This window comes from Methylacidiphilum kamchatkense Kam1, assembly GCF_007475525.1.
Taxonomy (GTDB): Bacteria; Verrucomicrobiota; Verrucomicrobiia; order Methylacidiphilales; family Methylacidiphilaceae; genus Methylacidiphilum; species Methylacidiphilum kamchatkense.
This window is the reverse complement of the sequence record NZ_CP037899.1, coordinates 1,345,766-1,371,679: the sequence shown is the minus strand read 5'-3', so window position 1 is coordinate 1,371,679 and position 25,914 is coordinate 1,345,766. Positions and strand designations below refer to the sequence as shown.

At 40.7% G+C, this 25,914-nt stretch carries 23 protein-coding genes and 2 tRNA genes; 8 read left to right on the top strand and 17 right to left on the bottom strand.

Annotated features, from left to right (window positions below; genetic code table 11):
* Positions 1 to 34: 34 nt before the first annotated feature.
* The 7 genes from kam1_RS06455 to nadD form a co-directional block, all read right to left on the bottom strand.
* Entirely contained in the window at positions 35 to 1,204 is a 1,170-nt protein-coding gene (locus tag kam1_RS06455; RefSeq protein WP_039720669.1) for a nucleoside-diphosphate kinase, read from the bottom strand.
* A gap of 76 nt (positions 1,205 to 1,280) precedes the next feature.
* Entirely contained in the window at positions 1,281 to 2,336 is a 1,056-nt protein-coding gene (gene tsaD, locus kam1_RS06450) for a tRNA (adenosine(37)-N6)-threonylcarbamoyltransferase complex transferase subunit TsaD (RefSeq protein WP_039720670.1), read from the bottom strand.
* Between the two features lie 56 nt (positions 2,337 to 2,392).
* Positions 2,393 to 3,331, bottom strand: coding sequence for a UDP-glucuronic acid decarboxylase family protein (locus kam1_RS06445; RefSeq protein WP_039720671.1), 939 nt, complete (start codon positions 3,329 to 3,331; stop codon positions 2,393 to 2,395).
* A gap of 229 nt (positions 3,332 to 3,560) precedes the next feature.
* Positions 3,561 to 3,848 carry a hypothetical protein gene (locus kam1_RS10145; protein WP_161792019.1) on the bottom strand — a complete coding sequence of 96 codons (288 nt, stop codon included), beginning with the start codon at positions 3,846 to 3,848 and terminating at the stop codon, positions 3,561 to 3,563.
* 164 nt (positions 3,849 to 4,012) lie between these two features.
* On the bottom strand, positions 4,013 to 5,035 hold the full coding sequence (locus kam1_RS06435) for a potassium channel family protein (RefSeq protein ID WP_039720673.1): 1,023 nt from the start codon (positions 5,033 to 5,035) through the stop codon (positions 4,013 to 4,015).
* Positions 5,036 to 5,056: 21 nt separating this feature from the next.
* Positions 5,057 to 5,494, bottom strand: a complete 438-nt coding sequence (gene rsfS, locus kam1_RS06430) for a ribosome silencing factor (RefSeq protein ID WP_143958322.1) — start codon at positions 5,492 to 5,494, stop codon at positions 5,057 to 5,059.
* Between the two features lie 65 nt (positions 5,495 to 5,559).
* A complete protein-coding gene (gene nadD / locus kam1_RS06425) occupies positions 5,560 to 6,177 on the bottom strand; it encodes a nicotinate-nucleotide adenylyltransferase (RefSeq protein ID WP_039720674.1) in 618 nt (205 codons plus the stop codon).
* Between the two features lie 90 nt (positions 6,178 to 6,267).
* On the opposite strand from nadD, the gene kam1_RS06420 reads away from it, so the two are divergent.
* Positions 6,268 to 6,341: transfer RNA gene (locus kam1_RS06420), tRNA-Pro, on the top strand.
* A 130-nt stretch (positions 6,342 to 6,471) separates the two neighbouring features.
* Positions 6,472 to 7,566: a class II fructose-bisphosphatase gene (gene glpX / locus kam1_RS06415; protein WP_039720811.1), complete on the top strand. Its 1,095-nt coding sequence runs from the start codon at positions 6,472 to 6,474 to the stop codon at positions 7,564 to 7,566.
* Between the two features lie 44 nt (positions 7,567 to 7,610).
* Here glpX and kam1_RS06410 read toward each other — a convergent pair whose 3' ends face one another.
* The 5 genes from kam1_RS06410 to rnhC form a co-directional block, all read right to left on the bottom strand.
* Positions 7,611 to 8,465, bottom strand: a complete 855-nt coding sequence (locus kam1_RS06410) for a rhomboid family intramembrane serine protease (protein WP_039720812.1) — start codon at positions 8,463 to 8,465, stop codon at positions 7,611 to 7,613.
* Positions 8,466 to 8,553: 88 nt separating this feature from the next.
* A complete protein-coding gene (locus kam1_RS10665; RefSeq protein WP_244945994.1) occupies positions 8,554 to 8,949 on the bottom strand; it encodes a Do family serine endopeptidase in 396 nt (131 codons plus the stop codon).
* Positions 8,871 to 10,145, bottom strand: coding sequence for a S1C family serine protease (locus tag kam1_RS06405; RefSeq protein ID WP_244945993.1), 1,275 nt, complete (start codon positions 10,143 to 10,145; stop codon positions 8,871 to 8,873). The genes kam1_RS10665 and kam1_RS06405 overlap by 79 nt, the downstream gene beginning before the upstream one ends.
* 98 nt (positions 10,146 to 10,243) lie before the next feature.
* Positions 10,244 to 12,316 (bottom strand): ATP-dependent DNA helicase RecG, encoded by a 2,073-nt coding sequence (locus kam1_RS06400; protein WP_052250391.1) that lies wholly within the window; start codon positions 12,314 to 12,316, stop codon positions 10,244 to 10,246.
* A 48-nt stretch (positions 12,317 to 12,364) separates the two neighbouring features.
* On the bottom strand, positions 12,365 to 13,282 hold the full coding sequence (gene rnhC, locus kam1_RS06395) for a ribonuclease HIII (protein ID WP_052250392.1): 918 nt from the start codon (positions 13,280 to 13,282) through the stop codon (positions 12,365 to 12,367).
* Here rnhC and kam1_RS06390 point away from each other — a divergent pair.
* From kam1_RS06390 to kam1_RS06375, 4 genes are all read left to right on the top strand, one after another.
* Entirely contained in the window at positions 13,281 to 14,354 is a 1,074-nt protein-coding gene (locus kam1_RS06390) for an A/G-specific adenine glycosylase (RefSeq protein ID WP_039720676.1), read from the top strand. The genes rnhC and kam1_RS06390 overlap by 2 nt on opposite strands.
* Before the next feature lie 50 nt (positions 14,355 to 14,404).
* Positions 14,405 to 15,469 (top strand): 3-deoxy-7-phosphoheptulonate synthase, encoded by a 1,065-nt coding sequence (locus kam1_RS06385; RefSeq protein WP_039720677.1) that lies wholly within the window; start codon positions 14,405 to 14,407, stop codon positions 15,467 to 15,469.
* A gap of 91 nt (positions 15,470 to 15,560) precedes the next feature.
* Positions 15,561 to 15,636, top strand: a tRNA-Ala gene (locus tag kam1_RS06380).
* A 537-nt stretch (positions 15,637 to 16,173) separates the two neighbouring features.
* Positions 16,174 to 18,150 (top strand): sigma-54-dependent Fis family transcriptional regulator, encoded by a 1,977-nt coding sequence (locus tag kam1_RS06375; protein ID WP_039720678.1) that lies wholly within the window; start codon positions 16,174 to 16,176, stop codon positions 18,148 to 18,150.
* Positions 18,151 to 18,486: 336 nt separating this feature from the next.
* On the opposite strand, the gene kam1_RS06370 is transcribed toward kam1_RS06375, so the two are convergent.
* The 5 genes from kam1_RS06370 to kam1_RS06350 form a co-directional block, all read right to left on the bottom strand.
* The gene (locus kam1_RS06370; protein ID WP_052250393.1) at positions 18,487 to 19,818 is read right to left on the bottom strand and encodes a (Fe-S)-binding protein; all 1,332 of its coding nucleotides are present in this window, start codon (positions 19,816 to 19,818) and stop codon (positions 18,487 to 18,489) included.
* A gap of 43 nt (positions 19,819 to 19,861) precedes the next feature.
* Positions 19,862 to 21,214 carry an FAD-binding oxidoreductase gene (locus kam1_RS06365; RefSeq protein WP_244945992.1) on the bottom strand — a complete coding sequence of 451 codons (1,353 nt, stop codon included), beginning with the start codon at positions 21,212 to 21,214 and terminating at the stop codon, positions 19,862 to 19,864.
* Positions 21,215 to 21,284: 70 nt separating this feature from the next.
* Positions 21,285 to 22,865, bottom strand: a complete 1,581-nt coding sequence (locus tag kam1_RS06360) for a GMC family oxidoreductase (protein ID WP_039720681.1) — start codon at positions 22,863 to 22,865, stop codon at positions 21,285 to 21,287.
* A gap of 39 nt (positions 22,866 to 22,904) precedes the next feature.
* On the bottom strand, positions 22,905 to 23,480 hold the full coding sequence (locus kam1_RS06355) for a hypothetical protein (RefSeq protein ID WP_039720682.1): 576 nt from the start codon (positions 23,478 to 23,480) through the stop codon (positions 22,905 to 22,907).
* A gap of 32 nt (positions 23,481 to 23,512) precedes the next feature.
* The gene (locus tag kam1_RS06350) at positions 23,513 to 23,902 is read right to left on the bottom strand and encodes a VOC family protein (protein WP_039720683.1); all 390 of its coding nucleotides are present in this window, start codon (positions 23,900 to 23,902) and stop codon (positions 23,513 to 23,515) included.
* 292 nt (positions 23,903 to 24,194) lie between these two features.
* On the opposite strand from kam1_RS06350, the gene kam1_RS06345 reads away from it, so the two are divergent.
* Both kam1_RS06345 and kam1_RS06340 read left to right on the top strand, forming a co-directional pair.
* Entirely contained in the window at positions 24,195 to 25,058 is an 864-nt protein-coding gene (locus kam1_RS06345; protein ID WP_039720684.1) for a methane monooxygenase/ammonia monooxygenase subunit C, read from the top strand.
* 96 nt (positions 25,059 to 25,154) lie between these two features.
* Complete coding sequence (locus kam1_RS06340) at positions 25,155 to 25,904, top strand: methane monooxygenase/ammonia monooxygenase subunit A (RefSeq protein ID WP_039720685.1); 750 nt, start codon at positions 25,155 to 25,157, stop codon at positions 25,902 to 25,904.
* Positions 25,905 to 25,914: the final 10 nt, after the last annotated feature.

Sequence of the window (25,914 nt, the reverse complement as noted above, 5' to 3'; positions counted from 1 at the left end):
GGCTTCCTTTTCGTTACATGTTAAAATTTTTGATTTAGCTACCGTAGGTTTCTTCTATAAGAGAAACAAATGAATTTTGTTCCATTTTTAAAATCTTAATTTCTCTTTCGGCATTTTCTGGGGAATCAGAGGCATGCGCTGCGTTGACCATAATGCTTTGACCAAATTCCCTTCGAATAGATCCTGGAGGTGCCTTGGCTGGGTCAGTAGGTCCAAGAACTTCTCTGACTTTTCTAACCGCATCGATGCCTTCGTAGATCAAAACGATGCATTTTTCCTTCCCTGGCATTGTTCTTTGTTCGATAGGGCAATTTTTGGGATTGATGCCTGTCATAAATTGAACGATCGAGTGGAATTGTTCTTCGGCATAAAGCGGTCCGATAAGATTAGCGAGTGCTTCTTCCCTTGAAGGGTCCAGTCTAATGGCAAGTGCTGATTCAAGTAATTCTTTGGCTTTTAGTCCTGCTGGTTTTTTAAGTTTTTCTCTTAGGGCTTCCCTCACAGGGGCATAAAACTCTTCGGCTTCAGCGACACTCATATGATGAACTTTAATGGCTGTTATCGCTAGTTCGGTTCGAGAAAACATATCGATTACATAACCGGGTCTTCCACTGGGAAAACGGAAGTTATCTGGTTTTAAGATGACAACGGCTCGTTGATGTCCTGGTTTATTGTAAGTGGGGATAAGATGCGAAAGAATCCCTGAATCCCGGTCATAGTATTTCTTCCATAAGAGCAGCTTGGCTTTTGCCTCTTCCACAGAGGGTGCGGCAAGAACGGCAGGCTCAAAATATTTTACCGTACCATCTCTATTGTAGATAAGATCACCAAAGGTATCCCGGATCGTCTCTCCGCCTTTGCTTTGATGACGGATGTTGCCAACAACTTCCCTAGTTCTTGCGACAGCATTTTCTCCTCTAAATAAAAGGACCATGACCCTCTGACGAGCGCCCGTCTGAGGATTGGGCATGAAGTTTTCAAGAATGTAATCTCGAATGAGCTCCTGTATTTCTCTATCTTGAGGATCACTTTCGGTCACAATCATTTTAGAATATTCTCTCACGAGCTCGGCGCTCGGCGAGTACATAGCTGCTCCAACAAGTTCTAAAGAACTTTGTGAAAGTAGCCGAGAAAGTATGACCCCTGTTCTTGATTTATAAAGCGTATAAGGATTAATAATAACGTAACTAAGTTCTTGTGCCATAGGATGATAGAATGCTTTTGGTTTTTTCTTTAAAAAGTTTTATGTTTTACTGCTAATTTAATATTATTTTGTCCTTTCAGAAACTGTTTCCATTTAGTTCCCTTTTGAAATTAATCAACGATAGGTTTGGATTTACTTCCATACTTTTTGTAATTGGCAGACCCAAAAGATAAAATAAGGCGGCAACAAAGGCAATCATAACCGCATTATCTGTACAAAACTTTTTATCTGCAATCAGGATTTCAATGTCTGACTCCAGCGCTTTTTGCTCGAGGAGAGTCCTAATCCTCTGGTTGGCAAGGACACCACCTGAAGCGGCAATACAGGAGAGACCAAAGGCTTTGGCTGCACTAATAGTTTTTTCCTGAATCACTCGAGCAATAGCTTCTTGGAAGGAGGCGCAAACATCGAAGAAAAATTGTTCTTTTTCTAATAGCTCTTCTTTTCTTTTCTCCACAAAATATCGGACCGCCGTTTTCAGGCCGCTGAAACTAAAATTATAATTATTTTTTTCTATGAGACTTAAAGGGAAGGCATAAGCGTCAGCGTTCCCTAGTTTGGCCCATTTTTCTATTTCTGGTCCTCCTGGATAGTCCAAACCTAGCAGTCTACCAACCTTATCGAAAGCTTCACCGGCGGCATCATCAATGGTGGAACCAATCATCTCGTATTTTCTTGGCCCATCCACTTTTGTCAGAATAGTATGTCCTCCACTGACCACTAACCCAAGAAAAGGGAATCTCAGCTTTTCTTCTCTGCCTATAAAAGGAGAAAAAAGATGACCTTCTAAATGGTTCATCCCATAAACCGGTATGCCAAGACCTTGGGCTAGGCCCCTAGCAAAAGCATTGCCCACGAGTAAGGAGGCCATTAGTCCTGGTCCTTCGGTTACAGCGATGGCCTCAACATCTTCTAGATTGAGACTACCACGCTTGATCATCCCTTGCATAAGCATAGGAAGGTTTTTGGAATGCTCCCTAACGGCAAATTCTGGTACTATCCCACCAAATGGTTTGTGGAGAAGGGCTTGACTGATACACTGATCGTCGACAATCTGGACTTTGCCATTAGTCATTCTGATCAGCGCAAGCGCAGTCTCGTCACAAGAAGACTCTATGCCAAGCCATAACATAGAAAAAAATTTTCTATTGAATTCATGAAAAGTCTAGAAAAAGAACAAAAGATCACTTATTTTTTTAACTTTTCTCTGAACCATTGGATTGTTAATTTTAACCCTTCTTCGACATCGACCATAGGTTTCCAACCCAAATATCGGATCGCTCTTGTAATATCTGGCCTGCGTTGTTTTGGATCATCTACTGGAAGAGGTTCGAAAACTATCTTTTCGGGCACTCCGGCTAGTCTGCAAATGGTCTTTGCAAATTCTAGGATAGTCATTTCTTTTGGGTTCCCCAAATTGATGGGTTCATGATAGTCTGAATGGGCAAGAGCCAAAACCCCATCAATTAGATCGGAAACATAACAGAAACTGCGTGTTTGTGAGCCGTTGCCGAAAACCGTTAAAGGTTTTCCTTCCAAAGCTTGAGATATAAAAGCGGGCACCACTCTCCCATCTCTTAATCTCATACGAGGTCCAAAAGTGTTAAAAATTCTAACAATATAGGTTGGGATTTTGTGGACCCGATGATAGGCCATGGTCAAGGCTTCAGCAAACCTTTTGGCTTCGTCATATACTCCTCTAGGTCCAATAGGATTGACATTTCCCCAATAGTCTTCGGATTGAGGATGGACAAGTGGATCCCCGTAGCATTCAGAAGTAGAAGCAAGACAAAAAGAACAGTTTTTAACTTTAGCCATTCCAAGAGTACGATAGGTGCCTATGGAACCAGCTTTTAAGGTTTGTATTGGCAATTCAAGATAATCGATCGGACTGGCAGGGGAGGCGAAATGAAAAATGATATCGATTGTTCCAGGTATATTGATATATTCGGTTACATCTTGAATGATCAAGTCGAATCTTGGTTCGTGCTTTAAGTGTTCTAAATTGGCAAGGTTCCCAGTAATCAGATTGTCGATCCCGATGACTCTATAATCCTGGCTTAGCAACTTGTCGACTAAATGGCTTCCTAGAAACCCTGCAGCCCCTGTAACTACAGCAACTTTCATAGGCTTGTTCGTAAAAAAGCTCTTCTTTAAGGCTACCCTTTTATCTTCTTTTGTTTAAAAAAAGTCTTTGAAGGGGATACCGTTCAAAAGAAAAAAGCACAAGAAAATTTAGCAAATTATTTTTTTTACATTTTTTATTATCATGCAAATGAAGAAATTGTAAAAGAATTTCCAAAGTATTGTAATTGCGCAGATTGGCGGCAAACCTCATAGATGCCACGGCAAACCTCTATTGATCTCTTAAAAGAATGGGTTTTTTTCTGGAAAAGAATCCTGCAGTATAGAGGTTGCAGCCATGCTCCTCAAAGCTAGCGATAAGATCGTTGGGCATAAGAAGCAGATGAAGCAGGCAAGCAGCCGCTTCTTTCTTTCCAGGCCAGAGAATGGCAGCGTTAGCGAACAGCTGGTCAACACTCGGCACGGTGAGCCAGTCTTGCAGGAAGTGGTTGGTCTTCATCCAGACCGAGTGCAAGGTCGAGCAGTCTATTCCTAATGGTGGGGCGGTTGGTATCGACATGGCATCGACTGGTTGTCTAAGAAGTGAGCGATGCAGTCAGTTCGTCAACAGTAGGAACTCACCGAAAAGACTCAGGAATGGCTCAATACCATGCCTGAGCGCCTTAGGTGTCTTTGGCCTTCAGACTGGGGGAATGGCAATGCTTCCTGTCACTGGTTCAGGAATTATTGTGGATTTGCTATTTTTAGAAGTTTGTGAAGGTTTTCTCGGCTCCCCAAGGCAATAAGGGTCATTCCTGGACAAAGCACGGTTTTCCCACCTACGGAGTGGGTCCAGGTTCCATCGGGCAGTTTGCATGCAAGAATGGTGACATTCAAATTGTTTCGAATTTGAGACTGAGCGAGAGTTTGACCGACAAGGGAAGAGCGCTTATCAACCAAGATTTGTTCAACGACAAGCTCTGTACCTTCCACATTGGCAACTTCGCAAAAAAAGTCAGCGACTTCAGGACGTACCAGCATCGACACAATTCTCCAAGCAGAGACTTTTTGGGGAAGTAGTACTCGGTTTGCTCCTGCTTTTATCAATTTATCTTCAAAGTTCTTCGAAGAGGCTCTTGAAACAATTTGCAAAGAAGGATTGAGAAATCTCGCTGTCAATACAATCAAAATATTTTCCTTGTCAATAGAAGTAGTCGCCGCTAGTCCGGCGGCCTCCTTTATTTTTGCTTCGCATAAGATTTCCTCATCGGAGCCGCTCCCGAGGATTGCTAGCTCTCCAGAAGCGGTTAAATGAGCAATTTTTTCTGGATCGGTATCGATAATCACATAGCTTTGTCCTTCCGATTTAAGCTCTTCGACGACATATCTGCCGGTTCTTCCATAGCCACACACGATAAAATGGTTCTTTAATTTTTGAATCATCTTTGTTCTCCGTTTTCTTTCGGCATTTTCTTTCCATTCTCCGGAGGAAAAATAAGCTAAAGCACTCGAAGCTGAGTAGCCAGCCAAACTCACTCCGCAGATAATGAGAAAAATGGTAAATATTTTTCCCTCTGCAGAAAGGGGGACGACTTCTTTGTATCCCACCGTACTTAAGGTAATAACGGTCATGTAAATGGAATCAAGAAGAGATATTTTTTCAATCACCATGTAGCCAATAGTACCGAGGCAAAGCAAGAGAATGAGAATGGAAAAAGCGGTCTGAAATTTTTTAGCGGAACGGTGTTGGGGATCAGAGTAGGGCACAGATTATTTTATAGGAACAAATTATAACACGGGGGCATCTCCCCAAAGTTTTTCGAGTTCATAAAAGGCTCTTTCTTTTTCAGTAAAAACATGGATAAGGAGTGGGCCGTAATCGATGATGATCCAGTGGCTTTTGGGAGAGCCTTCGATATGGATGGGTTCAAGACGAAATTCTTCTCGGATTTTTTTCTCCAGTTCAAAAGCCAGCGCTTTTAAGTGAGGTTCAGAAGTTGCTGTGCAGACGACAAAAAAGTCGACAAAAGAAGAGATCTGCCGTAGATCTAAAATGAGAGGATCGAGCCCCTTTTTTTCTAGAATAATCGTTTTACATCTTTGAGCCAGCCTTAGATTGTCCCTTTCTAAAGTGGCATGAGAAGAGGTAGGTGGAAAGGGGTCAATTTTGTTTAAAACAATATCCAGAACTGCCTTTTTTTTCCTAATGGCTTTTCTTTGACTCATGAGACAATGCTCTTTTATGACAAAAAGAAAAATGAAATTGCTGAGAATAGAAACAATACAATCTATCAGGCCTTTTGTTCATTATCGGTTTTATTTGGTAGATAGATCGAATGTTTTTTAATATAACGGAAAACCGCACTTGGTAAAAGATGAATTACAGGAAGATTTTTTTTCACTCTTTCACGAATTTCACTAGAAGATATATCAATATATCTACTTGTTGGCAAGATCCTAAGATAACTCTTTTTTTCGAATGGAAAACCAGCCCTTGGAACTACAATAAATTTAACGATTTTGATGAGCTCAGCAAACTCTTTCCATTTTGGAAGTCCTTGGACTTGATCCGAACCAATAATCCAGAATAGCTCAATCTGTTGAAAGAGCTTTTGGAATGCCTTTGCCGTATGGATAGAATAAGAGGGAGCAGGGCTTTGCAATTCAAAGGAAGATAGTTCAAACTTTTTGAAAGGTTTGATGGCAAGCCGGATCATTTCTAGTCGATCTTGAGCGGAAGCGATAGGATTGGTTTTTTTGAATGGGGAACGAGCACAAGGCATGAAGATGATCTTCTCCAGAGCCATTTGTTCAAGGCAATCCATAGCGCTAATCAAATGACCATGATGGATAGGATCAAAGCTTCCACCAAAGATCGCTATCCGTTGAACTGAGGTATTTCTGATCATAAAAGAACCGTTAAATTATAATTGACATTTCGTTTATAAATTGGATTTGTTACTCATTGTTCTTGTTCTTGTTTGAAAAATAATAAAAAGCGGGCCGTGGCGCAGCCTGGTAGCGCGCTTGCTTGGGGTGCAAGAGGTCGCGAGTTCAAATCTCGCCGGTCCGATTGTTATATTGTTTTATTTCTTTCTCCATTTAATATTTTTTAGTATTATTATTGTTTATAAATTTCATTTATTGTTTTGAATCTTTTTAAAAAAAACCCGAACGCCTCCTTTATTTAGGCTATGAAAACCATGGAACGTTACCAAGTAGAAAATTATCCGGATATAGAACGCATCATTCAATTCGATTTTGTACGAGCAACAGAAGGAGCTGCTTTAACTGTTTACCGGTGGCTAGGCCGTGGAGAAAAAGAAAAAGCGGATGCGGCCGCTTCTGATGCGATTCGAGGTATGTTTGATCTCATGGATATCCGCGGAGAAGTTGTCATTGGCGAAGGGATCAAAGACAAGGCTCCAGGAATATTTAAAGGAGAAAAACTTGGCCGATGGACTGAAAATGCTCCGTTATATGATATAGCCGTCGATCCAATTGATGGAACCACCAATGTTGCTAAGGGTAGCGGAAGCTCTCTGTCTGTTATTGCTGCTGCTTCCCCTGAACCAGGAGTAGAGTGCGCGCTCTTGGATATCCCCTGTTTTTATGTCATGAAATTGGCTTATGGGCCACAAGTCAAAAATTATATTCGGTCCTTAGGGGTTGATTGTCTGAAACTCACAAGCCCTGTGGATGAACTACTTCCTATCATTGCTAGAGGGCTGAGAAAAAGATTGACTGATCTGGTTGTATGTGTGTTGGATAGGCCTCGACATGAACGATTAATCAAAGAAATACGGTCTATGGGCTGTGCCCTTCGGCTTATTAGCGATGGGGATGTGACGGCTGCAATGTTGCCTTCGTTGCCATCAGGAGGCATTGATGTGTACATTGGAATTGGAGGAGCGCCCGAAGCAGTCCTAGCAGCAGCAGCAATCAAATGCCTGGGAGGAGAAATCCAGATTATGGTATGGCCAAAAGATGAAACAGAAAGGCAATTTTTAATCGAGCAGGGTTGGGAAGACCGTCTCAACCAGATTTTCTATACTGATGATTTAGCTAAGGGAGGCAACATTATTTTTTGTGCTACGGCTATTACGGATTGCCCAGGAATTCCAGGCGTTCGGTTTACAGATAAGTATGCCATTACGACTTCCCTTTTAATGAGAGCTAAGAATAGAACCATAAGAAAAATAGAGACTTATCACAACCTTAACTACAAAACTATTCGGCTCCGGAGCGAAATGGGTGAAAAGCTTGTCAGTACGCCAAAATTTAATGACGTTCTCTAGGGATCCGTTGGGGCTTTTTCTATCCTAGTTTCTGTGGCTACCACTTACTTTTTTTGGTCTTTTTTCAACAAAGCTATACGAGCTCTTTCTAAAGCAGCACGTTCGGATTTCGTTAAACTGCCTATACCGCTTTTAGCAATTTTATCCAGAATGGCATCTATTGTTTCATCTTCCTCTGTTTTTTTCTTATTATAGATAGAAGAAGACTCTGGGGCCTTCGGTTTTTGTGTCTTTCGTTTGGCCATTCCTATTTTGAAAGAGGGTAAATACTGAAAGATTTTTCTTCCAAGTATCGAATAAGTGGCAATCGCCACTGAACTCCAACACCAGAAGAGATGGATCCAAGACTTAGAAGCGATATCGATCAACGAGAAAAGAGCAAGGAAAATAATAGCCACCCATTTTGCCTTGATGCCAAGAAAAAGCTCTGAGGAGGGGAATAAACAGGTGTAGGCAATGAATAAGGAAAAATGAATGAGATCTGACCCATTCATAACTCCACGGATTGTTGGATCAATAGCTGAAAGGCCTAAAGAAAAGACAGCAGGCAAGAAAATAAGCGAAAAATAAAGAAGCAAATATTTAAGTCTTCCTAGGACATGTTCAACATCATGGCCAAACCAGTAGAGAACCAGCATGTCAAGGGCGAATGCCAGAGAAGGGGTATGAACCCAGGGGTAAGTTAACAGTTGCCAGAGCTTGGTATGGAGGAGTACAGCGCGCGTATTGAAAGAAAGTTCCACAAACCAAGAGGAAAAATCTAAAGCTGCAGCGAATACCCCAATAATAAAACAGACACAATGAGCAAGAATCAGAACACCGGTGACATACACCGGCCTGTTTTTCACCCAGAAGAGGGGCTCGCCGCTCTGTTCGTTGGACCAGTACGGCATGTTCATAATTTTGCTCAATATTGGATGATAAACAATCTTTTTCTCTTTAAACAAAATTGTAAAGTGGGATTTCTTTTCTCAATCTATTTTTTTTCTAAGGCTTGAGCAACACAAACATCTGGTTATTTCCTCTCTGGAGGAAAACGGCCACGCTTTCCGTTGCTGGAATCTGATTGATCAGCTGCAGGAATTCAGCAACCGAATGGATCTTAATTGGGGCGCTTCCAGGCCTTCTAATTTCTTCAATAACGTCTCCTGGATAAAGCAGATCAAAGGCCGGATAGCCTCCTTCTACATCAACCAGATAGATGCCAGTAGCTTTTGGACTCAGAGATAAGCGCGATCTTAATGTTGGATCTAGATCGACTACATGAAGGCCACCAAAAACATTTTGAAGATCTCCAGTGACAGTCACTTTCCAGGACGGATTGCCTCCAGATTCATCGTTAGCGCCACTGGCAATATTTTCTGGCTGTTCGGTAATTTCCACATAGATCTGATGTTTTTGCCCATCTCGGTAAAAAACGATAGGAATTTTGCTGCCTGCTGGGATTGAGAGACAGAAATTCTCAGCTCGGCAGGATCCTTAACAGGCAGCTCATTGTACTTGACGATGATGTCACCTCGTTGTAGGCCAGCTTTAGAAGCGGGGGAATGAGGTTCGACTTTCGTAATCAAAGCCCCTTCAGAGGTAGGCAAGCCAAAGATTTGCTGTAAGTCTTCGTCTACTTCCTGTGTTTCTACTCCAAGAAAGCCACGAATCACTTTGCCTTTGGTCAAGAGACTGGCATAGGCGAACTTTGCAAGCTTACTTGGAATGGCAAATCCGATGCCATTAGAACCCCCGTTTCCAGAATAGATCGCGGTGTTAATTCCAACGAGCTCTCCCCGGACATTAATTAAAGCTCCCCCAGAATTGCCTGGATTAATAGCGGCATCTGTTTGGATAAAGTCTTCGTAGCTTGTAGAAGAAAGGGTAGGGTTCCTTCCTTTGGCACTGACGATACCACGGCTTACAGAGCCTGTCAGGCCAAAAGGATTACCCACAGCAAAAACTTGCTCTCCAACTTGTAGGGCATCCGAATCCCCCCAATTGAGTACTGAAAGATGCTGGGCAGATATTTTTAGTACTGCTACATCTGTTGGAGAATCGATTCCCAAAAGCTTGGCTTCGTAGCGACGACCATCGAAAAGTTGTACTCTGATTTCTCTAGCGTTTTTCACTAAGTGGGCGTTGGTTAGAATGTTCCCATCATCGCTCAGAATAATGCCTGAGCCAAGAGATGTTTCTTCATCCATGGGGGGTTTTTTCCAAGTTTTTCGTTTTTGTTTGGTCTCTTTTTGATTTCCATCCTCCAAATCCGCAGAACCTTCGACAGGCCGTGCAGAAAAAATATTAACCACAGCAGGTAAGGCTTGTCCTATAATCCGAACGTATTCCTCGTTAATGGTCTCAAGGAGATTATTGCGAAAGACTCCAATTTCTTTCGGATGAACGGGTAAAGCTCTAGCCACTGGAACTTCAACGGTGGTAGGCGGAGCTGATTTTTGGGAGCTCGAAGAAGTAGGTTTAAAAATTAAAAAAGCGGACAGACCTATTAATAGACCAACAAGCCCTGCAATCAAAAAACCAGAAAGGGTAAGAAGAAATTCTCCCTTTTTTGTTTCCTTTGGCATGAAAGTCATAATATGGTTTGGTTTCTCTGAAAGTAAATAACTTCAAAATAATATATACTGAGAATTTTTTTATGGTATAGCAGATATTAGGGCATTGATAACGAATTTTATGATTCTAGCAGATCGAGATTTTCTTCGTTTATATATTTACGAAGTTTGATGTTGATTAAAAGATCAGGGTCTTCTGAAAGTATTTTTAGAGCTTGTTGCCTTGCAAGCAGAAGCAGGTTTTCTTGAACGATGGGATCGGCAGTGAGGTAACTGCTTTTTCCACTTTGAAGGGATCCAAAAAACTCCCCCATGCCTCGAATCTTCATGTCTTCTTTGGCAATTTCGAATCCGTCTCTGGAGTATTCTAAAATTTTAAGTCTCTTCCTACTTTCTGGAGTTGGGTTATCGGCAATGAGAATACAATAGGAAACAGCTGGACCCCGACCAATCCTTCCACGTATCTGATGGAGCTGAGCCAGACCAAATCGATCAGCACCCATCACTAGCATGATTCGTGCATTGGGAACGTCAATGCCCACTTCAATGATCGAGGTGGCTGCTAGCAGTGCAATTTTATTCTTTCTAAATGACTCAAAAACTGGCTCCCGTTCCGAAGGATCCATTTCTCCATGGACCATTCCAAGGGGAAAGTCAGAAAAGACTTTTTTGAGTTCTTCAAATCCTTTTTCCAAGGACTCTCCTACATATTCCTTTGATTCATGGATAGTAGGATAGACTACATAGGCTTGAGCGCCTTGTCGTAGCAACCCTCTAATAAATTCCCATATTTTAGGAAGGGCATCTGAAGAGCGAATTTTGGTTACGATCTTTCCCCGGTTAGAAGGAAGGACATCGAGAATAGAAAAGTCTAAATCGCCATAGAGCGATAAGGCCAGTGTTCTGGGAATAGGAGTTGCTGTCATCGTCAATATGTCAGGATAGATTCCTTTTTTGGCAAGGCTCGTGCGCTGTTCGACTCCAAATTTATGCTGCTCATCGATGATGATTAAACCAAGAGATTGTGGATCGAAAGAGCGAAAGAGTAAGGCGTGAGTTCCCACAAAGACTTTACCTGGAAGAGAACCCAACGAACGGTCTTTTTCAAATTGGAAAAGATCTTCTTTATAGGAAGACTCTAAATCAGTCTTTTGTCTGGATTCCTTCCCTACATAATAAATGGGAATAGACATGGAGTGTAGCCAATTTTTTAAGGTCAGAAAATGCTGACTAGCCAAGGCTCCGGTAGGAGACATAAACAAAACATCTTGTCCTCTTTCGACTGTTTTTAAGGCAGCGTAAATGGCTACAAGGGTTTTCCCTGAACCCACATCGCCCATAAGAAGCCTATTCATGGGTGTGGGAGCTTCTAAATCTTTTTCGATTTCAGAGATGGCTTTTTGTTGAGCCGAAGTTGGAACAAAAGGGAGGGAAGCTAAAAAACCACGACAAAGGGACAGACGCTTAGGCGGCCGTTGGATTTTAATTTTTGATCTTACAAATTTCCTGTAGGCCATTCGAAACTGCTCAACGAAAAATTCGTGATAGGCGATTCGTTCCCTGCATTGTTGAGTTTGATCAAGAAAGTCGGGAAAATGCACTTTGTGAATGGCGAAGGAAAGGGTAGGAAGTTTAAGTTCCTCAGGTAATGGATAGGGATCGGCAGATTCAGGATTAATTTTTTGTAGCTGCGCTTGGATGATCTCTCTTAAGACTTTTTGGGAAAGACCAGAGGTTGTCGAATAGATGGGAACAATTCGACATAAGTGCAGAGAAGCTAAAAGCTCTTTTTCCTCTTCAAAAGGTTCGACTTCCGGCTGCCACATTGTCCATTTTCCTTTGTATAGCCGCACTGTTCCATAAACAGCAAGTTTTTGGCCTACTGAAAGGTACTGTGGTAAGCTTTTCCAAAACCAAATGCAAACCAGTTGTTCTCTTTGATCGCTCAAAGAAAGAAGGGTAGTCTTCACAGTTGTTCTGGCCTTAAGTTGGCCTTTTTGGACAGTTCTGATGATTCCTTTAAATAGTAGAGCTTCGTTTTCCGTCACTTCGAATAAAGATTTTTGCTCCTTGCGGTTCTCATACCGAAAAGGCAAATAAAGAAGAAGGGTTTTTTTAGAAACAATCCCAAGTTTTTCGAGTAGTCGTGCCCGTTTGGCTCCAATATGGGCTTCCTTTACCAGTTCGTTCATCTCTATTGGTTGGGTTTAACAACTTAGTAAGAAATGTTTTTCAGTTTCTTATAGGGCACAATTGGCCAAAATTTGTTGGATGGTTTTGAAATGTATTTTAGCGACTTTCTGAAGGGTATCTTTACCACAACGCAACAATATGTCTTTAGCAAGCTGTGCTGCTTTTGAAGAAGCTCCTTTGGGTAATGGCAAGCCGATAACTTGGCTTAATTTTGCCAACTCCTCTACAAAAGTCAGTCTTGCAAGGATGGAAGCTGCAGCCACTGCTGGATCCGATTCGGCTTTGGTTTTCTGTTCTAGTAATTGATCGGCTCCAATCCTTTTAAAAGATTGTTGAAGGACCCATGGTTGGGCAAACCTATCACAGAGTACTTTTGGGGAATCGTTGAGTTCCAAGGAGAGTTTTTTGTAAACCCAAGCATGTGCCCAAGCTAAAAGCAAATTAAGATTTTTAAATTTTTTTTCGTATAGTTCATTATATCGTAAAGGGGGCAGCGTTAAGAGGGCATATTTGGTTCTTTTCTTTATTTCTAAAGCAAATTGGTTTAGCCGTTTGATGCTTGAAATCCGTTTGCTGTCTTTGATCCCCATTTCGAGGAAGTCCTTTGCGGTTTGTGGCTCAACAAAAACAGCGGCAATGACCAGAGGTCCAAATAGATCTCCTTTGCCGCATTCATCAATTCCAACATGCGCTTCGAAATATTCAGGATGGACCAGGAACTCATAGCCAATAGTAGCTTGTTGGAGAATTTCAGGTTCTATCACGTTGCGGGAAAATTCCAGGGCTTCTTTACCCTGTACGAGCACCTTACCCGTTTTATAGGCTTGTACCACTACCCCTTTTGATTTGGCTCTAAATAGCCCATGATCCATGGTTGAGAACTCAAAGCCTTTTTGATCTAAGAATGCTTTAAGTTTTTCAATTTGTTTATCGCTCAGGGTGAATGTAAAAGAAGAAGGAGTCATGGAAAATGGTAATAATATAGCTTTTTGTCTAGAAAGAATCGACGCAAAATTCAGAGAAACTTTTCCCAGAAGACTTTTTGAATGGCATGGAGAGAATGCTTATTCCTATCCATGGCGGCAAACCCAAGAGCCTTATGCGATCGTCGTTTCTGAATTTATGTTACAACAAACTCAAGTAAAGACTGTTATTCCTTACTATTTAAAATGGATGGAAAGATTTGAAAATTGGGAAAGGCTTGCCAATGCTTCTGAAGGAGAGGTTCTAAAGGCATGGGAAGGGTTGGGGTATTATGCAAGGGCAAGAAATCTCCATAAGATAGCCAAAATTGTTTTCTATGAAAAGCAAGGAATATTGCCCTCGGAACCTACAGAACTTTTAAAATTACCCGGTATAGGGCTCTATACGGCCAATGCGATTGCCAGCCTTGCCTTCGGAAAAAAAACGGTAGCCCTTGATGCTAACGGCATCCGTGTTTTGGTTAGACTTCTATCGATTCATCAGCCAGTTAACAAAGTAAGGGCGTTAAAGGAGCTTTCTAGAATGGCTATGAATCTCCTTTCAGAAGATAGTGATTTTTCTCTTTTCAATTCGGCACTAATGGATTTTGGTCGGGCAGTATGCAAAGCTCTTGCTCCAAAATGTATGATTTGTCCTTTGAAAGAAATCTGTCAAGCGGAGCAGCCCGAGCAGCTGCCTTTTAAGCCAAAAAAAAGAATCGAAGTAAGAAAAGAAAAGATAGCGATTCTTAGAAAAGAAGATTCTATCTGGTTACATCAAGCAGACTCCAAGACAGGGAGGTACCGAGGCATGTGGGTATTTCCAAATTTCGATCCTTTTGCTATGGAACAAAAAACCATTCTTTTTTCTTTGCCTGCCTTCCTCTCTAGATATAAGATTTTCCTTGAGGTGTGCGAAGCAGCCTGGAAGCAAGAACAGCTCTTCCAACCTAATCTTTGGCAGGGAGAGTGGATTAAAAAAGAGAAAATCTCCTTTTTACCTCTCCCAGCTCCCCATCGGAGAATCTGGATGAAATTGATGACAGAACGAGCATTTTCTCCGCATCCTGGCTAGAACTTTAGTTGATTTTTGATCTGATTCCGAATAGAATATAAAATTCTATTATGATTCCGATTATTAATGTTCATGTCAAACAGGTAGAAAGACTGATTTCACCTGCTGAACTGCAAAGACTCCTACCGATCACGGATAAAACTTATCAAACGGTGATCGAAGCCCGAGAAATTATACAAGCTATTTTAGCTGGTGAAGATAACCGTTTTTTAGTTGTCGTTGGACCTTGTTCCATTCATGATCCTAAGGGAGCAATCGAATATGCAAAAAAGTTAAAAGAAATAAGAAAAGAAGTAGAAAAAGAACTCTTTATTGTCATGCGGACTTATTTTGAAAAACCTCGGACCACAGTAGGATGGAAGGGATTAATAAATGATCCTGAATTGGATGGGTCCTGTGATATCGAAAAAGGCTTGAAAATTGCGCGTACTATATTGCTAGAAATTGTTGGGATGGGTATTCCCACGGCAACTGAATTTTTAGATTCCACCACACCCCAATATATTTCTGATTTGGTCTGTTGGGCAGCTATTGGAGCTAGAACCATTGAATCGCAATATCATAGAGAAATGGCTAGCGGCCTTTCGATGCCGGTGGGTTTTAAGAACGGGACGGATGGTTCTTTGCAGATTGCATTGGATGCTCTAGGTGCTGCCATGTATCCACATAGTTTTCTTGGAATTGATGAACAAGGAATGACCAGTATCATCCGGACAACTGGGAATAGATGGGGGCATGTCATTCTTCGGGGAGGGAGGACACGGACGAATTATGATCCTGAGAGTATCGAAGATGCGGTTCGTCGGCTAAAAGAAGCTGGTCTTCCTCCTAGGCTTATGATTGATTGCAGTCATGCCAACTGCGGAAAACAACACAATATACAAAAGACAGTGTGGTATAGCATACTGGAACAGAGGATTAAAGGAAACCTGAACATTATTGGTGCGATGCTCGAGAGTTATCTTTATGAGGGGAATCAAAAGATTCCAGCCGATCTATCCCAGTTAAAATATGGAGTTTCCATTACAGATCCCTGTATTGGATGGGAAATGACCGAAGCCCTTCTTTTAGAAGGCAGTAGAATGCTCGAAGAAAATAAATTGGCGCTCCCATAAAGAAAAAATAGTTGAATTGGGCACATAGCCTTGACTCTCTTTGTTTTTTCTCTTTTTATTACAAAAAAGAAGCTATTTTGCTTGAATACGTGGGGTCTTAGCTCAGTTGGTAGAGCGCCTCAATGGCATTGAGGAGGTCAGGGGTTCGAATCCCCTAGGCTCCACCATCCTAAATGAATCTTTGGCTTGGTGAAGATAACCTAAAAAAGCTCAATCATCCTGCTTAGAGAAACTGCGTCTACTAAAAGAGATCATGCCCTCCCCCCAATTTGGGGCTATTGTAGTTTCTTTTAGTCTTTAAAATTATAAGAAGGTCTATAAGATAAAATGGCTCTTGTTGAAAAGAGTTTGGACTGGTCTCTATTGCTCGATTTTTAGCTAATTTTTTGTTCATTGTGCTAATATGGATGTTATTATCTTTTAATTTTAACAGATTTAGGCACTACTGGAACAAAATGAGCAAGAGGAAGATATCAAAAGTCACAAAAATGATTTTGTTGTTTAGCTGTAGAGATCTTGAAGAACGATGAGAGAGAGTGCAGAGAATACTCAATGTCATGTTTTGCTAAATCAATGGAAGGGCATTGATCTTTATAAAAATCAATTAAAAATATTTGTTTATTGGAAAAAATAAAATTTGACTATGTATTATTAAATTATTTATTAGAACCATAAAATAAAAATATTGGTTTTTATACCGACATATGACGGACATTATTCAGGAATGGGAGAGATTTACCTTGGGTAATGCAACTCACCCTAGGGTTAGAGATGAAATTTTGAAAAGTTGGGAAAGATGCAAAAAATATGGTATTGATAGAGAAAAACACTCTCCAGTGCTTCTTTCTTCAAAAGAAGAGAAACTTAACTTAGAGTTAGATTCTTTTTCTTTTCTCCAGCCTTTATTTCCCTTGCTGCGAATGCAAGCGCTTGATTTTGATTGTCTCATAGCCATTGTCAATTCTGAAGGAGTGGTCACCTTTGTCGATGGACCAGAAAGATTATTAGAAAAAGCGAATTTTTATAAGCTAGTGATTGGAGCTAATTGGAGTGAAAAATATTGTGGATGTTCAGCCATTGGGGCAGCAATTGAAGAAAAAAAGCCTATTTCAGTTATAGGTCCAGAACATTATTGCGCTTCTCTTCATGACATTTGGTGCACCTCTGCAATCATTCACAAACCTGAATCCAAAGATCTATTTATGGCTTTAACGATGATTGGGGACATCGCACACAAGCCTATCCCAATCAGTATAGCCATAACCAATAGCTCTCTTATAGAAACCAAACTGACCGCCATTCTTTATACGGATAGGGTTTATCTTTATAACAAATTTGTAGAAAAGAAGGGCTTTTATAGTACTTTTCCCTTTTTATTGATTGATTCTTTAGGAACGATTTTACATTGTCCAAAAGAAATTCTGGCAGAGTTTCAGGCCACAAAAATGGATTTTGTCTCTATAAGGAATAGACCTAGAATTTCTATTGATCAGCCTCAGGTTTTTGAATCAGATATTGTTCTGGGAAAGATGGTCGTTCCCGCTTTGATCGAACCCATTGTCCGTGAGAACAGAATTATTGGTTATATCATAGAACTTTCTAATAGTTATGTTTCGGCTCCAGCAGGTTCAGAATCGTTGAATTTTTCTTGTTTTTTATTTAAATCTCAAAAATCTTCCTCTGAAACGACTGTATCACATTCGCCTGATTTGATTATTGGCAAATCCCCCGCTTTTGTAGCTGCAATGGAAGAAGCAAAAATTGCCGCTCAAAATGATTTGCCTGTTCTCCTGTTAGGTGAAACGGGTACCGGAAAAGAAATATTTGCTAAGTTTATCCATCAAAATAGCCGAAGAGCAAAAGAAACCTTTTTAGCAATCAATTGTGCTGCCATTCCGAAGGAACTAGTGGTAAGTGAACTCTTTGGATTTGAAGGTGGAACTTTTACTGGTTCTTCGAAAGAAGGGAGAAAAGGGAAATTTCTTTTAGCTAATAATGGTTCTATTTTCTTAGATGAAATTGGTGAACTTCCACTCGAAATTCAAGGGACTCTGCTTAGAGTCCTTGAAGAGTTTGAAATTTTTCCCATAGGAGCAAAAAGTCCAATTCCCGTTGATGTTAGGGTTATTGCAGCAACCAATAAGGATCTCAAGCTGTTAAGCACGCAGGGAGCATTTAGACAAGATCTTTTTTATAGGTTAAACATTTTTCCAATTCATCTTCCTCCATTACGAGAAAGAGATAAGGATATAGAATTGCTCTTCATTTATTTTATTGAACAGATCTCTGCGAAATTGAAATTTTATCCCTCGATTGATTGGGATGAGATTTTACCGATCCTTTACAATTATTCCTGGCCTGGAAATGTAAGGGAGTTGAAAAATGTGGCTTTTAGGCTTATTGCTAAAAACCTTCAAAGCAAAGTGATTAAGCCGGCAGACCTTCTTTCCATTCTACACAATGCTAGAAAGGAAAATGAAGAAGGACAATTGCTAGACAAACAGGTTCTTAACGGGACGAACTCCTCTGGTGAGGCAACTCCTCTCCATTTCAAAAAATATAAAAAAGAGCTATTTTTTTCTGCATTGGAAAAAACTGGAGGAAATGCAAGTAGGGCTGCAAAACTATTAGGGGTACACCGGAGTACTCTCTATAGAAACCTTAAAAAGTTCCATTCATAAGGATCCAAAAGGGCATTGGAAAATCGGCTGTTTCTCTTTCTTTTCCTTTGCGCTAGCTGTTTTAGACTAAGCTGTTTGGAATATCTCTGCGTTAAAAAACCCTCTTCTGGTGCTCTCTTTGAAACTACAGATAGGTTTGCTTTGGGCTGTAGCGAAAAGCTCCCATCGCTTCTAAGGATCATTCTCTCATTACTTGGCTAGCTGGGCATTGAAAGAAGGCGATAGGAGTCCAACCTAGTCGGATAGAAAAAAGAGGATCAAGAAGCACCCTTCTGGAATAGTACAGAGAAAATTCTCGGAAGCCCCTATGCTTGCCATGATCAAGCACTATTTTATTTAATGAATGAGTCCAGCCAGATTGGCTTCTTTCTTTTCAATGGATCCTCCATCTCTCTCTTTCATCCTATAGTATTGTGCAAGAAGGGAGATAGGATGGATCGTTTGGATGTTTAAATGATGTTTTTTCAATCCCTTTTCTATAAAGAGTAGGCAGCCAGGATTGGCTGTGCAAACTACTGAGGCGTTTGTTTTCTTTATTTTTTCTACTTTTTTATTCAAAAGCTTATGAGCCATTTCTGGTTGTAAGATGTTATAGATCCCAGCACTCCCGCAACAGTGATCGGCCTCCTCAAGTTCTATAAATTGAATACATGGCAGAGAACGGAGTATGGCTCTAGGCTCATTTTTAATCTTTTGCCCATGGCATAGATGGCAGGCATCATGATAAGTAATTACTGTGTGAGATTGGCTGGTACAGGGAAATGCCTGAGGAGGAGAAAATCCTATCTTTATTAGCCATTCATGGATATCATAGACTTTTTTATCCCATACTTCAGCCTTTTGTCTCCAGAAAGTTCCCGGGGGAAAGAGATCTGAGAAATGTTTGAGATGAGATCCACAACCAGCAGAATTCGTTATAATTGCATCCAATTCTTCTATGGGAAAAGCGGCTAGGAGTTTTTTAGCTAGCCGTTCTGCTGTTTCCAACTCACCATTGTGTGCATGGAGAGAACCACAACAACCTTGCTCAGGAGGACATATAACTTCACATCCGTTATATAGGAGAACATCAGCGGTATCTCTGTTAATTTTAGAGAAAACAAGGTCTTGGACGCAACCAGTCAAAAGGCCTACTTTCCATCGAGCAGGTGTATTGATTGGAATTTCTCTTGTGGAAATGATTTCATAGGAAAAGTGAGGGGCAATAGAAGGAAGCTGGCCAAGCATATCTTTTAGCTTGGCTGGAAGAAATGGAAGGCTTTTAAAAAACCTATCCAGTCCCATTCTTTGATAAATTCGTAGCAGTCTGCCAAAGGTTCTTAATCTCCAGGATGAAAGAAAGAGATATTTAATAAGGAAAGTCCTTGCGAGCAGCCGTAAGGGGTTATTTAAGATTTTCGACTTTTCAATGTCTTGCCTGGAAGCTTCAAATAAGGTCTTGTAATCCACGCCGACTGGACAGGCTGTTTGGCAAGCTAGGCAACCGAGGCAAAAATAGAGCTCATGAGCAAAAGAAGCGGTCAGATCCATTCTTTTTTCAGCAATAGCTCTCATGAGGGAAATCCTACCCCTAGGACTATTGCGTTCTATTTTGGTTTCTTGGTAGGTAGGACAACTAGGAAGGCACATTCCACAATGAATGCATTTTTGAATAACTGCAGGATCCATTAATTGAAGTGAGTTTTTGGAGTTTAATGGGCTCATTATTGAATCAGTCAAAGATTTTCCCAGGATTTAAAAGATTCTCAGGATCTAGGATTTTTTTTATGCTTTTAAGCAATTGAAATTCTTCGCTTTTATATTGATAAGCTAGAAATTCTTTTTTAGCTAGTCCCACTCCATGTTCTCCAGTAATGGTTCCTCCCAGTTTTATGGCATAAAGGAAAATTTCTTTCATTGCCCTAAAGACTTTCTCCATTAAATCCTTATTGCTTTCATCCCCTAAAAAAACTGGGTGCAGGTTTCCATCTCCCATATGTGCATAGACCGCAATTTCGACGGCATAGGTTTTTGAGATTTGCTGAATTTTACGAATCATTTGGACAAGCGAACTTCTTGGAACAGTAACATCTTCTAAAAGAACCGTAGGTGCTTTTCTTGCGAGAGCTGAGAAGGCAACTTTTCTTGCACTCCACAATTGCTCTTGTTGTTTAGGATCCTCAGCGATTTTGATTTCTAATGGACCGTATTGTTTAAGAACTTGATTGATCCGAGTGATTTCATCACGGACTGCTTGAGGGTGGCCATCCGATTCAATGAGCAATACGGCTTGGCTTTCTTTGGGAAAACCTGCTGGCGAATAGGCTTCGATGCACTCAATGGTCTTTTGATCAAGAAACTCTAGAGCACTAGGGATTAAGGCTGCTTTTATGATTGCTGATGTAGCTTCAGATGCTGCTTCAAGGGTAGGAAAAGAAGCTAGTATCACCTGCCTTTCTTGTGGCTTTGGAATAAGCCGAAGCAATACTTTAGTAACAATGCCAAGCGTTCCTTCAGAGCCTATAAAAAGATCCTTTAAGGAATAGCCTGCAGAATCTTTTACGCATTTGTTCCCTAACCATACCACCTGGCCATTTGGTAATACCACCTCCATTCCTAAGACGTAATTCCTTGTTACGCCATATTTTAATCCTCGGATCCCCCCAGAATTATGTCCCACATTGCCACCTATGGTCGAAATTTTATAGGAGCCGGGATCGGGCGGGTAAAAAAGAGAATACTTAGCGGCTTCCTCTTGTACAACTTGAGTGGTAATTCCAGGTTCGACCAAAAGGGTCAAGTTATCAGGATCTGTTTCTAAAATTTTATTCCATTTGGTCATAGAAAGAACAATGGAGTTTTTTTGAGGCACAGCGGCCCCACTTAAGCTTGTTCCAGATCCTCGAGGAAGGATGCAAGCATGGTTTGATTTGGCCCATTTCAGAACCCAGAGAATATCCTCAATAGAAGAAGGAAATAAGACAGCAAGCGGAGCATGATAAAAAGTGGCTGTAGCATCGAAGCTATAAGGGATAAGATCTTCTTTGGAAATTAAAAGGGAGCTTTCAGGAAAATGATCGATCAAGCTCCTAAGAACTTCGTTGGGAACGTTTAGACTAGTCATAAATCATAATAAAAAGCACATCGAGCGATTCTTAAAGCCTCAATGCTTTCATTTCCCTTATAATGTATTCGGCTTGTCGAATAGCCAATGCGGATATCGTCAACGTGGGGTTTTCACAAGCTCCTGTAGGAAATAGGCTCCCGTCAGATATGAAAAGATTTTTTACTTCATGGCATTGACCATAAGAATTTGTCACAGAGGTTTCCGGATTATTTCCCATCCGGCAGGTTCCTAAGTTATGAGTTGCTGGATAAGGGGGAGTATCGTAAACTTCTATGGCCCCTGCAGCCTCATAAATTTCTCTTGCCCTTTTCCAGGCATATTCGCGCATCCGTTTATCATTAGGATGATCATTAAAGGTAATAACAGGAATCGGCATTCCGAATCGATCTTTTTTTTCTTTGTGTAAACTAACTCCATTGGTCAGTTGAGGAAGATCTTCTCCCACAATCCACATGCCAGCAATATGGGTGTAGTTCTCCATCAAGTTCTTCAGTGGCTCGCCCCATAAGGCTCTTGCTTGTGAAGTGGAGGTATTGGGGCCAGGTCTAAGAAAAATCGATAAAAAGGCCGGTCCGAGCATAATTGTTTCAAGATGAAATCCACCCACAAAGCCTCTCTTTGGCTCGTTTTTGGCAAAATTATCTATAAGTCCCATCATAGTTATGCCCTTATAGGCATGTACGGGTTTTGGAAATAGGGCATAAGAAGAGGCAGTTAAGTGGCGCATATAATTTTTCCCAACCATTCCACTGCCATTAGCTAATCCATGAGGAAATTTAGAAGATTCTGAATTTAATAATAGCCTGGCCGTTTCAATACTATTGCAGGCAACACAGATAACTTTTGCTTTGAGTTGATGAAGTTTTCCTTGGCTGTCTGCATAAATGACGCTTGTTGCTTTTTTCCTAGAATCTGTTTCAATACGAATTGCTTGGCATTGTGGCCTCAAATCTAAATTACCTGTTTGCTCTGCTTTGGGAATGGCTTCATAGAGAACATTCCATTTTGCTTTAATCGTACATCCTTGAAAACAAAAACCACATTGATCACAGGGAGGCCGTCCATCAAAAGGAATACTATTGATAGCCATAAAGCCTGGTGTTGCCTGGATCCCAAGTTTTTCAGCCCCTCTTTTCATGACCAGAAAATTGGTATTTCCTGGTTGAAAAGGCATGACTCGGCCAGAAACCCCAAGAGCCTTTTCAGCTTTTTCATAGTAGGGTAAGAGATCTTCATAGCTGATTGGCCAGTCAGCTAGATTAGCTTTCGGAATTTCTCCATATAGAGACTTTACTTTAAATTCCCATGGTTGAATGCGTAAGGCCGCTCCTGCCCAGTGAAGAGTCGTTCCTCCAACTGTTTTACATGTCCAAGCTGCAAGACCGGTGATATCTTCTCCTTGCGTTTCTCTTGGATCAAGCCATGCTGTCTTTAAGAACATGGCCCATTCATCGTTTTCAAAATCCTTTTCAGGAACGAGCCGTGGACCTGCCTCTAGCGCTACAACTTTAACTCCTTGAAGACAAAGCTCCCGGATTAGATTTCCTCCTCCGGCTCCTGTCCCTATGACGCATACATCAACCGTTTCATTAGAAAGTGTCGTGGCCATAACTTATATCTTATTTTTAAATTTTTAAGAGTTTTTATGCTACCAATCGAGTTGATCGAATCCTTTGTTTACATACCCTCCAAGATACTTCCCATTCTCATTCATTGAGGGGCCAGGATAACCAATAGCTGTCCATACCTCTTTATCATTATAGAAGGTAGAGAGAATTTGATTGAGAAGGTCCTGAAATATCTTTTGGTCTTCTGTTCTTTTGACTATGTTAGTTCCTTCAGGCAACGAAAGAAGGTAGAAGTCTTTTTTAGTTAATTCTTGAGAGTATTTCTGCAGCAAATCTAAGTAGGCTTCTAGCTTGTGTTGTTTATTGGAATTCTTGTTGGTAGACCAACTTTCAAGGAGGTGATTATATGAGATGGTCCTTGCCTTTTCATAGACCTCACCTTGATGAGGCACAACAATGGCTATAAACTTATGAAGGTTTTTTTGCTGAAGATCACTAAGAAAGTTATTCTGAACATTATTTTCAATTAGCTTGGAGGTTCCAAAAAATGAATGATTTACGGAACAACAACTTGAGCTCAGTAATTGGTGTTTTTTATCGACAAAAAAGAGGGTACCAAAAAAATAAAAGAAGAATTTTCTTCTAGAAATTTTCATAATTGAAGCTTGCCATCGATCGAATCAACAGTTCATTCTTTTTTCTTTTCTTCTTGGATCAGTTCAATTTCATAGCCATCCGGGGCATCAATGAATGTAAAATACTGTCCGTTTTCAGCTTTCTGGATTTCATCAGTAAATGGCCATCCCATTTTGCTGCATTTGATGCGAGCCTCTTCAAGATCATTAACAGAAAAAGCCAGATGCGTTAGGTCTGGAGGTACGACGACTTTCCCACTATCAGGATACTCACAGAGTTCAAGCAGGGTGCCATTTTCTGGAGCTTGTAAAAAAACCAATTTGGAGCCTCTTGGAGAAGTAATCCGTCCGACTTCTTTAAGACCGAGAAAATTGACAAAATAAAAGAGTGCTTTTTCCAAATTCGAAACACGATATCTGACATGTAAAAAACGATGAACCATTAATCCTCCTTCTTTTTAGTCAGATTTAGAGCAAAAAATGTGCCATCTGAAAAATACAGGATGAAAGAAAAAGACCAGTAGAAATGAAATGATGCAGATGATGCATTTAGCAATGAGAAATGTAGCTATATGCAACAGTAATAGAAAATATTCATCCTTTATTTTTCAAAGAAAAGTAGATGGCTAATCCGAAAGGCAAAAAAAATGTTAAAATTGGCATACCTTATGCTCGAAAATTATGCAGAAGCGTTCATACGCAAAAACCAGAAAAACAAAAAAAGGAGGATAGTGTATGGCTAATGAACGAGTAGCAACAGTTGGAGCAATGGATGTATCATCCGTTGCTGAGCTGGTGCCTAGAAAGGAATATTTTAATAACTGGAGATTCTATCTATATTGTATATTGATATCGCTCTTCTATGGAGCTTGCATGCTCTATCAGAGAGCATTTGCGATCACGAAAGGAATTGATTATACCTCACAAGACTTCCAGACTTATTGGATGAATCTTTTCTGGGGTATAACAATAATGAATGTTATAATTTGGGGACTGACATGGGGTTGGATCTGGTTTGTCTATAGAGATCGTCATTTGGAACAGCTAAGTCCAGGAGAGGAATTAAAACGCTGGTACTCGAACTGGCTAATCACCCTTGGGGTGTATGCGTGGTGTTTAGTATGGGCGGTCTTCTTTGTTGAACAGGATGGAGTATGGCATTCATCCATGATTAGGGACACAGAGTTTACTCCTAGTCATATCTTCAATTTTTATCTTAGTTGGCCTATTTTTATTAACTTTGGAGTAGCTGGATTGATGTTAACCAGAACAAGACTTCCGGTAATGGGCAAAAAATGGTTGCTGCCCTTAGTTATGGAAGTAGCTTGGCCGATAATGTTTATTCCATTAATTGGAGAAAACGAATGGGGGCATAGTGCTTGGATTTTAGAAGAATGGTTTGCCGCTCCGTTGCACTGGACCTTTGTGCCTTTTGCATGGGCTGCTGTTTGGTTCTTAGGCAATGGATTTGACATGTTTCCAAGGATAGCTGCAGTTCTAAAAGCAACCTATTTTGGTGAAAAATGCATGTCAGCTGCAGAGGCTATGGAAAATCCTGAGGAAGCCACTAATCCAGTGCATACACTCCCTGGAATGTAATTTTAAAACATTAATTTCCTGGTCACCAACTATAAATGGGAAGGGAGAGTAATAAGGGAGAGTACTCTCCCTTCCACAATACTAAAAAGGAGAAAAATGCAAACACAGACGATAAAGACTTCCCCAGAACTTCAAAAAGAAGGTTTAGAAGTAGGGAAAAGAATTCAATTTGTAGCATGGGTCATCATAGGAATGACTGTGACAGTAGGGACATTCGCTTCTCAGTCATTATTAGAAGGAGACTGGAGCTTCTGGATAGATTGGAAAGATCGTCGTTATTTTCCAATTTTAGGAGTCATATCCTATATGTTGATGTTAGTCAGCGTACAAGCAGCTTGTTGGATTAAAGCTAGACTACCCGTAGGAATGACTTTATGTGCGGTAGGAATCAATCTCTGGCAGTGGTTTGAAAGATATGTCAATTGGTGGGGATGGTTCAGTTATCCAATGAATGAATTGTTTCCAGAGACTGTCATTCCATGTGCTATTGCTGCGGATTGTGTTTTACTTTTATCTAGAAAGCTCCTCTTGACTTATCTTTTCGGTGCCTATGCTTTTGCTTTAACCTTTTACCCAGCGAACTGGGTCATGATTGCTCCATTTCATCAACCCATAGAAGCCTTAGGCCAAACCTTGAGTATAGCCGATTATATCGGATTTTCCTATGTCCGCTCTGCTATACCAGAGTATTTAAGAATGATTGAAAGTGGTACGCTTCGTACTTTTGAAGGGGGAGCCTTAGGCCCGGCCATATTCTTCAGTGGTGTTGTTGGTATCTTTATATATGCAATATTTTGGTGGATTGGAGATCAGTGCACCAGAAACCGTTGGGTAAAGAAGATCTAAATATCAGAGC